Here is a 13,357-nt window from a genome sequence, read left to right as displayed (position 1 = left end):
GCTCATTGCGGGCTCAGCACCGCGGGGATGTTGACCTGGAAGTGGATGAATTCGTACATGCTGTAGTCGCTGTATTCCTTCATCGCGAGCGCCTCGCGGGCCTGGTCGGCGGGCAGTTTGTTGTCTTTGGCGTCCCGCGCCAGGCTGATCAGCTTCTCGAGGTAGGCGATGGAATGCAGGATGTCGGCACGGTGCATGGTCCGGCCGTGGCCCGGCACGATCAGGGTGTCGTCGTCGAGGATGTCGTGCAGGCGCCGGTAGGTGACGAGTGCCTCGTCGGCTCGCCCTTCCAACAGCCAGGGGAACGCCGGGGGCGGCGCCTGCAGCATGTTCCCGACGAAGACGATGTTGTCCTCGCGTATGCGCACGACCAGGTCGCCGTCGGTCTGGGCGTAGCCGATGTGCTCGATGTCCACATGCTTGCCTCCCAGATCGAGGGAGCACGACCCGGTGACCGTGACGTCCGCTGAGCGGGCCACGGCCTCTTCGATGCCGGCGTTCGGGCCGAGCAGGTCGATCATGAAGGCGCGGTCCTGCTCGAAGCGCTCGTCGATGACACGCTTGGTCGCCTCATGATGGATGATCACCGTCTGCGCCGGGAAGGCGAAATTTCCGAAGCAATGGTCGCCGTGGAAACTGGTGTTGACCAGGAATCGAATGGGCAGCGGGGTCGCTTTGCGCACCTCGCCGATGACCTGGGACGCCAATCGGCCGTTGCTCAGCGATTCGACCACCAGCACTCCCGAATCACCCACGGCGAAACCGGCGTGGTCGCGGTGTGGTCGGTGTCGTCGACGTCGCTCGCCATGACGGCGTATACGTCGTCGGTGAGTCGGCGTGTGTGCATCTGGACGTCGGCGAGTTCGAAGGGCCTGTTCTTCTGGTGGTGCATGGTCGTTTTCTCCTGGGGAAGGCGGGCCGGCTGATCGACCTCGTTCGACGGTGCCGTCGGCGCACACGTCGTCGACGGCGGACGTCGGCCGGGCCCGGCCGCACAGCGAAGGGGGCGACGGCTTTTTCTTCCTTCTGCATCATCTCCGTCGCCGGCTGGAATCTCTTCCCGACGTGTGCACGGGGTGTCCCTGCCTCGTCGAGCGGTCACGGTGTCTCATGGCGGGGGGACAGTCGCGTCGGCGCCGTGTGAGGGGCAGTGCGGCATGCGATGGGAGGCTTTTCGGGTATACGCCCGGTCCGTGGACTGAGGCAGCCTTGATCGGCTTGCGCCGGGTTCCCGGGGGTGGGAAGCCGCGCTGTGTGACGCCATCCGGCGAACCGAGGCGGTGTCGTCGCGGTGGCGGCGGCCGCTGCGCACCGCACCGCCTCGACCCGCGCCACACGCACTCCGGCTTGCGTCGATGTGGCGTGCCCGGCCCGCGGCAGGTGCCTCTGACCGTGTGCCGTGTCGGGGCGGATGCCCGCCGGGTGCGCGGCCGGGCCGGTCAGGGCAGGACTTTGTCGAAGACCTCGTTGAGGGCTTCGGTCGAGCTCGGGTGGGTGTAGATCGAGTCGCGGAGCTGGGTTGCGGTGATGTGGTGCCGCATGGCCAGCGCGACGGTGTTGATGATCTCCTGCGCGTCGATGCTGAGCAGGGCGGCTCCGAGGATCAGGTCGGTGTCCGAGTCCACGATGAACTTCATGACGCCGCGGGTCTCCTCGACCGTGTAGGCGCGGGGCATGGCCACGATGTCGGCGACCTTCTCCCGCGCGACGGTGATGTTCAGCCCTTGTGCCCGTGCCTGGCTCTCGGTCAGTCCGACGGTGGCGAGCGGCGGGGTGATGAACAGGGTGTGGGGCACCGCCCTGCGGTCGCCGGTGATGCGCTTTCCCTCGCCCAGGAGCTGGTCCAGGACGATGCGGGCGTCGTCCAGGGAGATGTAGGTGAACTGCTCGCCGCCGTTGACGTCGCCGAGTGCGTAGATGTGCGGTTGGCTGCTGCGCAGGTACTCGTCCACCACGATGGCGCCGTTCGGCGCGGTGTGGACGCCGGCGGCATCCAGATGGAGGCCGTCCGTGACGGGGCGGCGCCCGGTGGCGGGCAGCAGCGCGGATGCCTCGACGGTGTGGGTCCGGCCGTCCTTGTCGTACACGGCCGTGGAGACGGCGCCGTTGTCGCGGACCTCGGTGACCTTGGCGCCGGTGATGATGCGGATGCCGTCGCCGGTGAGGATCTCCTGGACGGCCTCGGCGATGTCCTCGTCCTCCCGGGGAAGGAGCCGGTCGGCTGCTTCGAGGACGGTGACCTCGGTGCCGAAGTGCCGGTAGATGCCCGCGAACTCCAGGCCGAGGTAGCCGCCGCCCAGGACGACGAGACGCTCGGGCAGGTTCTGCGTCTGGGTGAGTTCCGTGCTGGAGACCAGGTGGGAGCTGTCCGCGAGGCCGGGGATCGGGGGGATGACCGGCTCGGACCCGGTGTTGACCAGGATCGTGGGGGCGGTGACGGTGATGAGGTCCCGTCCCTCCCCCACCGCGACGGTGTGCGGGTCGAGGAACCGGGCCGTGCCGGTGATGACCGTCGCGGTGTCCTTGCCGTTCAGCGCCTCGAAGTTGCCGGCGCGGAAGGCGCTGGTCAGCGCGCGGACGCCGGCGACCGACTGGGCGAAGAACTGCTGCGCGTCGTCCTGCAGGCGCTTGGTGGTGGCGTAGTGGACGAGCATCTTGGTCGGTACACAGCCGACGTTCGGGCAGGTCCCGCCGTACATGTTCGCGGACTGCTCGATCAGGACCACTCGGCGGCCGGCGTCGGCGAGTACACGGGCGGCGGTCTTGCCGCCCTTGCCGAAGCCGATGACCAGAATATCCGCGGTGAGCGCTGTGGTGATCTCCATGCCTCGAGTCTGCGACGCCCTGCGCTGGTACAAATAGACTCGACCGTCTCGCTTTCCTGCCCGAAAGTCTCACCGTGGACTCAGTCAGCCGGCTGCTGCGCATGGCCCGCCTGGGGGCCGCCCTCGACAAGCGCTGCCTGCTCGGGGCCGGCACCAGGATGAACGTGCCTGCCTACGGCGAGCTGGAGGCGCCGTTCCATGTGCTGCTGGACGGCGCATGCCGGCTGCAGGTGGGCACGGTCCTGCTCGACCTGCGCCCCGGGGACGTGGTGATGATCCCGAGCGGCGCCCCGCACCGGGTGATCACCGCCGGCGAAGCCGGCCCGACGGGGACGGCGGAGACGGCCGGCGAGGCGTTCGTGACCACGCGCAGCGAGCACGGCGAAGAGCCCGTCATCGACCTCTTCTGCGGGCACTACACCTTCGACGCCGGTGCGGGCTCGCTGCTGTTCGCGAGCCTGCCCGACCCGGTGCACGTCTCCTTCGGGCAGTCGGCCGAGAGCGACGAGGTGCTGCGGATGCTCAGCGCCCTGATGCGCGGTGAGGCGCTACGCGAGGGCGAGGGCACCGCGGCGATCCTCTCCGCCCTGTGCACCGTGCTGCTGGCGATGGTGCTGCGGACCGCGCGGGGCGAGGCCACGGGGGCCACCCTGTGGACCGCGGCGGCCGACGGCCGGATCGCGTCGGCCGTCGAGGGCATGCTGAACGAGCCGGGGGCCGACTGGACGATCGAACGGCTCAGCCGCGCGGCCGCCATGTCCCGCGCCACCTTCCTGCGCCACTTCAGCCGGGACACCGGGACGACCGTGGGCGCCTTCCTCGCCCGGGCGCGGCTGATGGCGGCAGCGGAACTGCTCACCACCACCGACGCGACCGTGGCGAGCGTCGCCGGCCAGGTCGGCTACTCCTCCGAGTCCGCGTTCTCACGCGCCTTCCGGGCCCATCTGGGCACGACACCCGCCCGCTTCCGGCGCGAGAGGACCCAGGCACCGGGAACGACGAAAGCCGGATGACGAGTCACGGCGGCTGTACTCTTCCGCTCCCGGTCGGCACATCGGGCCGGATCGGCTGCCCGCGGCACACCCCGTGGGGTGCTCCCGCGGGAGCACCTTTAACTGCCTTGTCCCGCAGAGTGCTTGAGGACCTGTCAGGTGCGCCTCGGCTGAGTGTTCTCCGCAGATGCGGGGTGGTCCACAGTGCGGCGCAGACGCCTCCGATTCCCATCCCTCCCGGTCCAGTCGATGGCCTCGCGGTGTCTCGCTCTCAGCCTCCATCGCCGCCGTCCGCTGGCCATGCGACGCCGGCGGATAAGCTGGCCAGGGCACCTGGAGGAGACGATGACTACCGCTTGGGACGCGCTCCCGCCCTGGATGCTGCCTCCTCGGCCGAGTGGGTGGGAAGCCGATGACCTCGACAACGCACCCGGTCTCCCCCGGCACACCGAGCTGATCGATGGAGCGCTGCTTCATGGTGTCGCCGCAGCGTTCCTGGCACGCCCGCGTCGTCACCCGGCTTACGACCGTGTTGGACGATCAGGCCCCCGAGGGATTCGAGATCGACCGGGACATGACGGTCAAGTTGAATACGAAGACACGGCCCGAGCCTGACGTCCTGGCTGTCACGGTTCCCTACGACCCGGACCGTACGTGCTATCTCCCCGACGAGGTAGCCCTCGCCATCGAAGTGGTCTCAGACGAATCGGCCGACCGGGACAGGTCGCTGAAGCCGTTCACGTACGCACAGGCGGGCATTCCCCACTATTGGCGTATCGAGGAGGAAGGCGGCCTCCCTGTAATCCACACATACGAGCTGGACGAAACCACCCGCGCCTATGTCGCCACTGGCATTCACCGGGATCGCATGAAGACGGCGGCGGTGCCCTTCCGTATCGACATCGACCTGATCCGCCTCGTCCGCTGATCGAGACGTGACGCGCGCCGCTTGAGACATCGGAACGCGCAAGGCCGCGCCCCGCACTCGGGTGCGGCCACCCCGATAGAGACGGTTCTTTCGCTGGATGCAGGTGGCGCCCTCCCCTGCTGGCTATCGGCCTGGCTTCTTTGGCAACAGCCCCAGCAGGAGCGGCAGATCGTGAGGTTCCGGCCGTGGGCCCGACATCTCGTCGAGGTCGAAAATGACCGTGAGCGTCCACGCCCAGGCAAGCAGGTCGGTCTCGCACCGGCAGTGACGAGGTCGCCTACGCGGCGAAAGGCTCCATGAGGCTTCAGCCGAACGATCGTCCTCATGGGCAATAGGTGAGGCCCGGGGACACTGTCCCCTTCACCACCACGCCTTCCATAACCACCGGCACCCGGCGCATGTTCCCGCCCCGCCGCAGAACTTCCTCGGCACGGCGGGCGGGTCCTGCTCCGGCCGAGGTGGTGCGGGGCGGCCTGCACCGGCCGGGGTGGAGCCCGTGGGGCGGGCCGACGCTGCCGCAGGCCGGCATGATCCGTCACGCCACTGGCCCTGACCCTCCGCGCCCGCTTCCCGCCGCCCAAGCAAGGCGCTCCGGCCGGGCCCTGTGCCGGGAACAGTGTCCGGCTACATCCGGAAGCCTCCGCTGGCCTCGATCCGCTGGCCCGTGATCCAGTGGGTTCCCTCGCTTGTCAGGGCGGCGATGGCGGGGCCGATGTCGTCGGCGTGGGCTATGCGTCCCAGGGCCGTCATGCCGCTCATGGCCTTCTGCACGTCCTGGCTGGCGCGCAGGTAGCCGTCGGCGAAGTCGGTCGCCACGGGTCCCGGGGCGATGGTGTTCACCGAAATACCGCGGGACCCGAGCTCCACCGCCCAGTAGCGGGTGAGGACCTCCACCGCGCCCTTCATCGCCGCGTAGACGGCGTAGGGGGCGGTGACGAACCGGGCCAGGCCGGAGGAGAGATTGATGATGCGCCCGCCGTCCGCGAGCAGGGGCTCGGCGCCCTCCTCGGCGGCGGCGACGGCCTGGGTGAGCAGGTAGACGCCCTTGACGTGGACGGCGAACAGTTCGTCGATCGTCTTCTCGTCCGTGGCGCCGAGGACGGTGCTCCCGGAGAAGCCTGCATTGTTGACCAGGATGTCCAGGCTGTCGCGGCCCCAGTTCGTCTCCAGGGCCTGCCGGAGCCGGTCGGTGAACGCGGCGAAGGTCTGGGGCTGCGTGGTGTCCAGGTGCAGTGGTACCGCGATGCGGCCCAGTGCGGCGACGGCGTCGGCGACCTCCTTGGCTTCCTCCTCGTGGGAGCGGAAGGTGAACACGATGTCGGTGCCTGCGGCGGCGAGCGACTCGACGACGGAACGTCCGAGGCCGCGGTTGCCTCCCGTGACAAGAGCGATCTTGGCGGGGCGGTCCGTGGCCGGTTGGGTGGAAGCCATGACGAAAACTCGATTCGTTGAATGATCAGTAGTCAGTGAGGGCGGGTGGGAGGTTCAGCCCTGGTCGTGCCTGCTCTGGATCATCGACAGGGTCAGGGCGGTGCCTGCGATCCCCCAGCCGCCGTCGGGAACCTCCTCGACGAGGACGAGGGTGGTGGGGCGTGCCGCCTCCCCGTAGATCTCGGCGTACAGGTCCGTGGTGCGGGCGATGAGGGTCTTGGTCTGCTCGGCTGTGAGGGATCCGGCAGGGACCTTGAAGTTCGCGAAGGGCATATCCGGCTCCTAGGGGGCTTGTGTGATGGCGGCAGCGCCGTGGGCTGCCGCCATCACTGTCGGTCGCGAACGCCCGAAAAGGCAGATGGCGCTTACCCAGGGGTTGCCACCCCCTGGGTAACGGGTGCGGCAGCAGCGAGACTGGTGGCATGGACCTTCACGAGCTCGGCGCGTTCCTCAAGTCGCGCCGCGACCGGATCCGGCCTTCCGATGTGGGCCTGCCGGGCGGTCCCCGGCGCCGTGTTCCGGGGCTGCGACGTGATGAGGTCGCTCATCTGGCCGGGGCGTCGGTGGAGTACTACACCGAGTTGGAGCAGGGGTCCGGGGCGCAGCCGTCGGAGCAGATGCTGGCCGCGTTCGCCCGCGCGCTGCGGCTCGATCTCGACGAGCGCAACCATCTGTACCACCTGGCCGGCCGGCCTGTGCCGCCTGCGGGAAGCGCCGCATCGCACGTGCACCCGGGCATGCTGGACCTGATGAGCCGGATGCCGCACACACCGGCCATGGTCGTCACCGATCTGCACGTCGCCCTGGTCCAGAACTCGCTGGCACGTGCGCTGGTGGGCGACGAGTCGGCCTATACGGGGCGGCGGGCGAGCCTGGTCTACCGGTGGTTCACCGAACCAGACAGGCGGCAGCTCTACCCGGAGGCGGATCACGAATACCATGCGCACGCCTTCACGGCCGACCTGCGGGCCGCGGTGGCCCGCCGCGGCAGCCAGGACGAGGAGGCGCGCCATCTGGTGGACGACCTGATCGAGGCTTCGGCGGAGTTCGCCGAACTGTGGGCCGAGCACGACGTCGCCGTGCGGCGCAACGACCGGAAGCGGATCGTCCATCCGACTCTGGGAACGATCGAGGTCAACTGCCTGTCGTTGTTCAGCGAGGACGGCCGTCAGCGGCTGCTGTGGTTCACCCCCGCAGTCGGCACCCCGGCGGTGGAGCAGTTCGAGCTGCTCTCGGTGATCGGCACCCAGGACCTGACCCCGGAGTACAGGCGAGGGTAGCGAAGGGGATACCTCTGCACTGCCCGGGCCGGACTCCCGCTCCTGGTCTCCGCGACGGATCCCCCAGGATCCAGCGGCAGCGCCGCCCGGTCTTGCCGGTACGGCGCTGCGGGATGTGCGGTCGGCAGGTGTGATGTACGGCTGCGCGTCCGCGCCGTCGATCCGTTGGTGTAGACGTGGGGTCGGGGGTGGCCTCGACGAAGCGCTGGCCGGTTCGTCGAGATCTCAAGGCAGGTCTCGCGCAGCGTCTGTCAGGCAGCTGTGTAGGGGTCGATGAGGGCCATAGGGGTGCGGGCGATGTCCAGTGCTTGCTGGGGAAAGCGGGCTCCGGCGGTGTAGTAGCGGGCGCGGGTGCGCCCGACGGGTCTGAGCACTTCGGAGGCGACGAGGTCACGCAGATCGCGTTGGGCCTGCTGGAGGCTGAGGCCTTCGGCGTGTTCGTAACGGGAGCGGCGTACTCGTCCGGCCATGGCAACGTCGTGGAGGGCGGCGACGATGCGTTCGTCGAGGCCTGTTTGTTGGGTGAAGTCGGTCAGAGCTCCCCAGACGTTGCCTGCTCGGGTCAGGCGGCCTTGCACGGTTTGAGCCTGCTGGTGGTAAGCGGTGAGATTGAAGCGGAGCCAGCTGGACACGTCCTGGTCGGGCAGGTAGTGGGCGCCGCGGCTGGCGAGTTCCCGGTAGTACTCCCAGGTGTTGCCCGGCCGCCCCAGCCAGGCCTCGATGGAGGAGAACTCGGGAGCCAGGACTCCTTCCCGGGCGATTATCAGCGTTTGAAGCGAGCGAGACATCCGGCCGTTGCCGTCGGCCCATGGGTGGATGGAGACCAAATGGAGGTGTGCCATGGCTGCCCGGACCAAGGTGTGGGTGGTGTCGCCGGCGTTGAGCCAGTCGACCAACTCCTGCATAAGTGAGGGGACTGCCTCGGCATCAGGTGCGGTGTAGGCGGCAATACTTGGGTCGCGGGCGTCGGTGACGTAGACGGGGCTGCGGCGCCATTGTCCGGCGGGTTTGCGCGGGTGGTGACGGTGGCCTTGAAGCATCCAGTGCAGGGCGTTGAAAAAGCTCGTGCTGTACGTGAAGTCCGCGGCGTCGTGGAGCGTTTGGATGTAGGTCACCATGCGCTGGTAGGCGAGGGTCTCCTCTCGATTCTCGTCGGAGACCTCGACGTCCCGCTCACCGTCCATCAGGTCTTCCACATCGACGGTGGCGACCTTGAATCCTTCGATGGAGTTGGAAGCTGCCACAGCATCCGCAGTGAGGAACTTCCGCAGGCCCGGGGTCCACTTGGCTTCAGAGCGGACCTGGTGGCGCAGCAAGGTGCGCATCCGCTCAATGCCTTGGAGGACTCGTTTGTCGCTGTCAGTGAGGGCGGGTGTGGGGTACAGCATGAAGCAATGACATGATGACGCAGTCATCGCGTCAAGGCGCCGTGGTGGCGGAGGCCGACGGCAGGCCGACGGCAGGCCGCCGGCCGGCGAGAGACCGGCAGCGGCGACGGCGGAGGCGGCCGCACCGCCGACGAAGGCACGCCTGGACAGTCCGCGCCGGCACGGTGCGACACCGGCTCCGGGCCGGGGTTGTCCTGCCCGGACGGCTCCGCGGGGGGCATGTTCACGGGAATTCCTTTCACAGAAAACGAGCATATGCTCTTATTTGGGTGCAGGACCCGCCGGATCGAAACGGGCCCTGCGGGAGGGAGCCGGTGTCAGCGCCCGGGGAAGCGCTGCTTGATCTCCTGGAGCACCCAGCCGTTGCCGTCCGGGTCGCTGAAGGTGGCGAATGAGCCATAGGAGGCGCGGTCGGGGTGCGGACCGGCGAGCCGCCCCTGCCCCTCCCGCCGGTGGGTGATCTCCCCGTCCTCGTGGCCGTGGAACAGCAGCCCGCCGGCGTCGTGGAAGACCTCGCTCACCTCGATACCACGGGCGATCAGCTCCGCACGGGCCTCCTCGATGTCGAGGACGGCCAGATACAGGCCCTGGGCGGAGCCCGGTTCGGCGGACGTCAGCCCCGTACCGAACATCACCGAGCACTCCGAGCCCGGCGGGGTGAGGTGCACCGCGCGCCACTCCGTATGAACGGCCTTGTCCAGATCCAGGCGGAATCCCGCCGCCTCGTAGAACGCCTTGGCCCGATCGACATCGGACACGGGCAGCACGGCCAGTTCCAGCTTCATGTACATGGAGAGTCCTTTTCTTGGTTGACGGTGGCGCGCCGCATACGGGCGGGTCACCGGCTCAGGGGGACGAGGGCGGCGGAGCCGTACCGTGCGCGCACGCCGGGTACCGGCCGGATCACCGAAGGCTTCGAGCCGTACCTCCAGGAGCGGCTCAGCCCCTCTTCTTGGTGAGGACCGTAGACGATTAGCCACTAACCCACCAAGGTGCGCCGGCGTGAATCCGGGCTTTCGTGACACACCTCACCGGACCGGGAGGGGATGAAGGCCGTATCGGTTTCACCCCTAACGGGAGGCAACCTAGACTGACCGGGAAAGGAGGCGCGCACGATGCCCGCACCCGCGACCGAGCGCAGTCCGCTGACCCAGCCGGCAGCCGCCGACACACTCCTGCGTTTCCTCAACACGCACGCTTCGGGGCCCCGGCGGCTCCCCGAGCGCTTCGCGGACGCCCGCACCATGCACACCTGGCTGCAGGAGCAGGGCCTGGTCACGGGGAGCGCCCACGTCACCGAAGCCGACGCTGCCAGAGCACGCGAACTGCGCGACGCCCTGATCACCGTGCTGCTGGCGCATGCAGGCGACAAGAACACCACACCCGAGGCAATCGCCCGGGCGGAGGAGCAGCTGCGCGGCCTCTCGACCCGGTATCCCCTCACCACGGTCGTCACTGCTGCAGGAGCCAGCCTGGCCGGCACGCGGACCGGCATCCCCGGGCTGTTCGCGACCGTACTCGCGAACGTCACCGAACTCGCCCACGCGGGCGTGTGGGACAGGCTGCGGGCGTGCCGTCACGAACCCTGCCACTTCTGCTTCTTCGACCGGACGCGCAACAGCTCGGCCGGCTACTGCGGCCCGAAGTGCGCCTCCCGCGCGTCCATGCGCGCCTACCGGCAGCGCAGAAAGGAACAGGCCGCCGCAACGGCAGGCTGACCCCGCAGGCCGTGTCGCACCGGCAGCGTCACGCCACGGTGGCGCGGACACAAGACGCCCTTCAGGGTGCGAGAAGGCACGCAGGGAGGGACACCGGCAGACCGGCCACGAGCTTCGGGCTGTTGACCTGGGATGACATGCACGCCGGCCGTTGAGCTGCGCAACACCTCCCGCAACGCCAGGGCGCCGCTCCCAGGCGCGACGTCTATCGCAACCTCAAGCCGAGGGGCCATGGCAGGCCCGCGGCCGGCGTGCCTCAGGCCCCCGCACTTCCGGCCCCGCGGTCGACGAACTGCGCGAGCACAGCGACCGCTTCGCCGAACTGTGGGATTCCGGAGCGGTCGGCCGTCACGAAGCCGCTCGCAAAACCATCGACCACCCCCAAGTCGGGCCGCTGCGCCTGGACTGCGATGTACTGACCGTGGCCGGCAGCGACCTGCGCATCATGGTCTACACCGCCGAACCCGGCACCGAGGACGCCGAACGCCTCACCCTGCTCACCGTCCTCGGCACCCAGGCCATGACCGGATAGGGGTCACCGCCCGCAACTGGACGACGCCTGCTTCGGAGATCGCGGTTGACGGCTGCGACGGAAAAGCGCTCGCCTTCTATCCTCCGGGCACCGCGTACGGCGTCCTGGGAGTGGTGGTTGACCGTGTCGGGCCCAAGTGCCTGCCGGCTGCTCGCTGTCACACCCCCGGCCGGGGTGTACGCCGGATTCGCAAACGCAGTTCCCCGAGCCTACGGTCTCCCAGGGCCACCCTCCCGAGCCGACCCGGTGGCGGAGCGGATGAGCTGGCGGAGTGCTCGGGTGGATGCGGTCCTGCGGACGGGTCCACCGTCTCGTACGCGGTTGAGCTTCCGCTGCCTCGGGCTCTGAACCGGTGGAAGGCAGGTGGGACTGTCTGGGGCGGACATGGTCATGGCAGTCCCAGGAACGAGGCGGCTCTGGTTGTCGCGGGCGCAGGATGTCCACGCTGGCCTTGTAGCCAGGTGAACCGATTGGCTCACCGCGACACGCGAGGGCAGACGATATGAGCATCCACGGGTGGCTGGTCGAGCTTCATCATCGCTCGCAGGAAGGGTCTCCCCTTCGGGCCTTCTACCTCGTTCCCGAGGCGGGTGATCCGCAGCAGGCGGTGCGTGTGGCCGTCGTCCGTGCCAGATCAGAGACGGGAAGCCACCGGGGCATGCGCCTGGTCGAGGGGTGGGCCGACGTGGAGCGTGTGGATCGCGATGCCTTGGGCCGCTGGAACCTGCGCCATCAGACTCGCATCGCCGTCGTTTGAGGCACCGGTGACGCGTGCTTGGAGACGTCGCCCGGTCGCGAAGATCTCGGACAGGTCGTCGCAGCGTCTGCGTAGGTCAAGAAGCAGCGTAGAGGTCGATGAGGGTCAGGGGAGGCACCGGGGGCCCGCCGGGCCGGGACCCCTGTCACAAACTGCCCTGCTGCTCGGTCATACCGGCGAACACCTACCTACCGGTGCCGGTGGGCGAGTCACCGTCCCGTGCGCTCCGCGCACGACAGCACCCGAGAGGACTCCATTCATGAAGGTCGTAGTCATCGGCGGAACCGGGCTCATCGGCTCGAAGGTCGTCAGCAAGCTCAACGCGCACGGGCACGAGGCCGTCGCGGCCTCCCCCAACACCGGCGTGAACACCCTGACGGGTGAGGGTCTGGCCGAGGTCCTTCAGGGTGCGCAGGTCGTGGTCGACGTCTCCAACTCGCCCTCGTGGGAGGACGACGCGGTGATGAACTTCTTCCGCACCTGCACCGGCAACCTCATGAAGGCGAACGCCGACGCCGGCGTCACCCACCACGTCGCGCTCTCCATCGTCGGCACCGACCGGCTCCCGGAGAACGGCTACTTCCGCGCCAAGCTGGCCCAGGAGGAGCTGATCAAGGCGTCGGGCATTCCCTACTCCATCGTCCACGCCACGCAGTTCTTCGAGTTCGTCAACGGCATCGCGGACGCCGGCACCGAGGGCGACACGGTGCGCATCGCGCCCGTCAAGTTCCAGCCCATCTACTCCGACGACGTGGCCACGGCCGTCGCCCGTACCGCGGCCGGCGCGCCCCTCAACGGCGTGGTGGAGATCGCCGGCCCGGACGTGTTCCGCTTCGACGATCTGGTGCGTGACGTGCTGACCTCCCAGAAAGACTCCCGCAAGGTCGTCGCGGACCCGCATGCCCGGTACTACGGGTCCGAGTTGCAGGACGACTCCCTCGTCCCTGGCCCCGGCGCGCAGCTCGCCGCGACCCGTTTCGCCGACTGGTTCGCGCAGCAGCGGTAAGCCTCCGCGGGTGGCCCTGCTCGCCGGCAGGGCCACCCGCAGCCCCCGAGATCCACCCCGTCCGAAGAGGTCGACCCGCCATACCCGGGAACGGCGCGGAGAGCACTCCCCCGGCTCCTCCTCGGGAGGAAGTGACCGGTGCGTACGTCATGTCGGCCCGGTCCACAGCGCGGTCGGCCTCTCCGTCCGGCACGCCATGCTCACCGACGTGTGGGGCGGATTCACGGCCTTCGAGGGCTTCGGGCGGCTCGACGCCCCCCGGCCGGCCCGTTCCGAGGCCCATGTGAGCGTGCAGACCGGCAGCCTCGACCCGGGCGTCCCGGTGCGGGACTCCCGCATCGCCGGCCCCGGCTTCCTGGACGCCGCGGCCTTCCCCCTCATCCTCTTCCGGTCCATCGCGGTCGTCCCCTGGGCGGGGGCGTCTTCGGCATGACGGGGGAACCTGAGGATCAAGAACGTCGAACCGCCGCTGCGCCTCGGCCTCGGCTACGGCGGCGCCG

At 68.9% G+C, this 13,357-nt stretch carries 13 protein-coding genes and 2 pseudogenes; 8 read left to right on the top strand and 7 right to left on the bottom strand.

The features are described from left to right. Window positions 1–2: 2 nt before the first annotated feature. The 3 genes from ADL25_RS39890 to ADL25_RS39885 all read right to left on the bottom strand — a co-directional run bounded on the left by ADL25_RS39890 (window position 3) and on the right by ADL25_RS39885 (window position 2,825). On the bottom strand, window positions 3–734 hold the full coding sequence (locus ADL25_RS39890) for an MBL fold metallo-hydrolase (RefSeq protein WP_059132825.1): 732 nt from the start codon (window positions 732–734) through the stop codon (window positions 3–5). After that, entirely contained in the window at window positions 719–892 is a 174-nt protein-coding gene (locus ADL25_RS49450) for a hypothetical protein (RefSeq protein WP_159045120.1), read from the bottom strand. The genes ADL25_RS39890 and ADL25_RS49450 overlap by 16 nt, the downstream gene beginning before the upstream one ends. 547 nt (window positions 893–1,439) lie before the next feature. Beyond that, window positions 1,440–2,825, bottom strand: a complete 1,386-nt coding sequence (locus tag ADL25_RS39885) for an FAD-dependent oxidoreductase (RefSeq protein WP_059132824.1) — start codon at window positions 2,823–2,825, stop codon at window positions 1,440–1,442. A 74-nt stretch (window positions 2,826–2,899) separates the two neighbouring features. Between ADL25_RS39885 and ADL25_RS39880 the strand changes: the two genes are divergently transcribed. Next, window positions 2,900–3,838: an AraC family transcriptional regulator gene (locus ADL25_RS39880; protein ID WP_059132823.1), complete on the top strand. Its 939-nt coding sequence runs from the start codon at window positions 2,900–2,902 to the stop codon at window positions 3,836–3,838. 324 nt (window positions 3,839–4,162) lie between these two features. After that, a pseudogene (locus tag ADL25_RS39875) lies at window positions 4,163–4,745 on the top strand (Uma2 family endonuclease). Window positions 4,746–5,369: 624 nt separating this feature from the next. On the opposite strand, the gene ADL25_RS39870 reads toward ADL25_RS39875, so the two are convergent. After that, window positions 5,370–6,176, bottom strand: a complete 807-nt coding sequence (locus ADL25_RS39870) for an SDR family NAD(P)-dependent oxidoreductase (protein ID WP_059132822.1) — start codon at window positions 6,174–6,176, stop codon at window positions 5,370–5,372. A 54-nt stretch (window positions 6,177–6,230) separates the two neighbouring features. Next, the gene (locus ADL25_RS39865; protein WP_059132821.1) at window positions 6,231–6,449 is read right to left on the bottom strand and encodes a 4-oxalocrotonate tautomerase family protein; all 219 of its coding nucleotides are present in this window, start codon (window positions 6,447–6,449) and stop codon (window positions 6,231–6,233) included. 149 nt (window positions 6,450–6,598) lie between these two features. Between ADL25_RS39865 and ADL25_RS39860 the strand changes: the two genes are divergently transcribed. Next, window positions 6,599–7,456 carry a helix-turn-helix transcriptional regulator gene (locus ADL25_RS39860; RefSeq protein ID WP_059132820.1) on the top strand — a complete coding sequence of 286 codons (858 nt, stop codon included), beginning with the start codon at window positions 6,599–6,601 and terminating at the stop codon, window positions 7,454–7,456. 251 nt (window positions 7,457–7,707) lie between these two features. On the opposite strand, the gene ADL25_RS39855 is transcribed toward ADL25_RS39860, so the two are convergent. Beyond that, entirely contained in the window at window positions 7,708–8,844 is a 1,137-nt protein-coding gene (locus tag ADL25_RS39855) for a Fic family protein (protein ID WP_059132819.1), read from the bottom strand. Window positions 8,845–9,161: 317 nt separating this feature from the next. Further along, window positions 9,162–9,635, bottom strand: coding sequence for a VOC family protein (locus ADL25_RS39850; RefSeq protein ID WP_059132818.1), 474 nt, complete (start codon window positions 9,633–9,635; stop codon window positions 9,162–9,164). 324 nt (window positions 9,636–9,959) lie between these two features. On the opposite strand from ADL25_RS39850, the gene ADL25_RS39845 reads away from it, so the two are divergent. The 5 genes and pseudogenes from ADL25_RS39845 (at window position 9,960) to ADL25_RS51220 (ending at window position 13,290) form a co-directional block, all read left to right on the top strand. Continuing rightward, window positions 9,960–10,562 carry a CGNR zinc finger domain-containing protein gene (locus ADL25_RS39845; RefSeq protein ID WP_059132817.1) on the top strand — a complete coding sequence of 201 codons (603 nt, stop codon included), beginning with the start codon at window positions 9,960–9,962 and terminating at the stop codon, window positions 10,560–10,562. A gap of 283 nt (window positions 10,563–10,845) precedes the next feature. Further along, window positions 10,846–11,094 (top strand): annotated as a pseudogene (locus ADL25_RS39840) (transcriptional regulator); the annotation flags it as partial. 502 nt (window positions 11,095–11,596) lie between these two features. Continuing rightward, window positions 11,597–11,851, top strand: coding sequence for a hypothetical protein (locus tag ADL25_RS39835; protein WP_059132816.1), 255 nt, complete (start codon window positions 11,597–11,599; stop codon window positions 11,849–11,851). A 259-nt stretch (window positions 11,852–12,110) separates the two neighbouring features. Then, window positions 12,111–12,857 (top strand): SDR family oxidoreductase, encoded by a 747-nt coding sequence (locus ADL25_RS39830; RefSeq protein ID WP_059132815.1) that lies wholly within the window; start codon window positions 12,111–12,113, stop codon window positions 12,855–12,857. Between the two features lie 196 nt (window positions 12,858–13,053). Then, window positions 13,054–13,290, top strand: coding sequence for a YceI family protein (locus ADL25_RS51220; RefSeq protein ID WP_059132814.1), 237 nt, complete (start codon window positions 13,054–13,056; stop codon window positions 13,288–13,290). Window positions 13,291–13,357: the final 67 nt, after the last annotated feature.

Source organism: Streptomyces sp. NRRL F-5122 (genome assembly GCF_001507435.1).
Lineage (GTDB): Bacteria > Actinomycetota > Actinomycetes > Streptomycetales > Streptomycetaceae > Streptomyces > Streptomyces lannensis.
The sequence above is the reverse complement of the archived record's forward strand: the minus strand, read 5'-3'. Positions and strand labels throughout refer to the sequence as shown.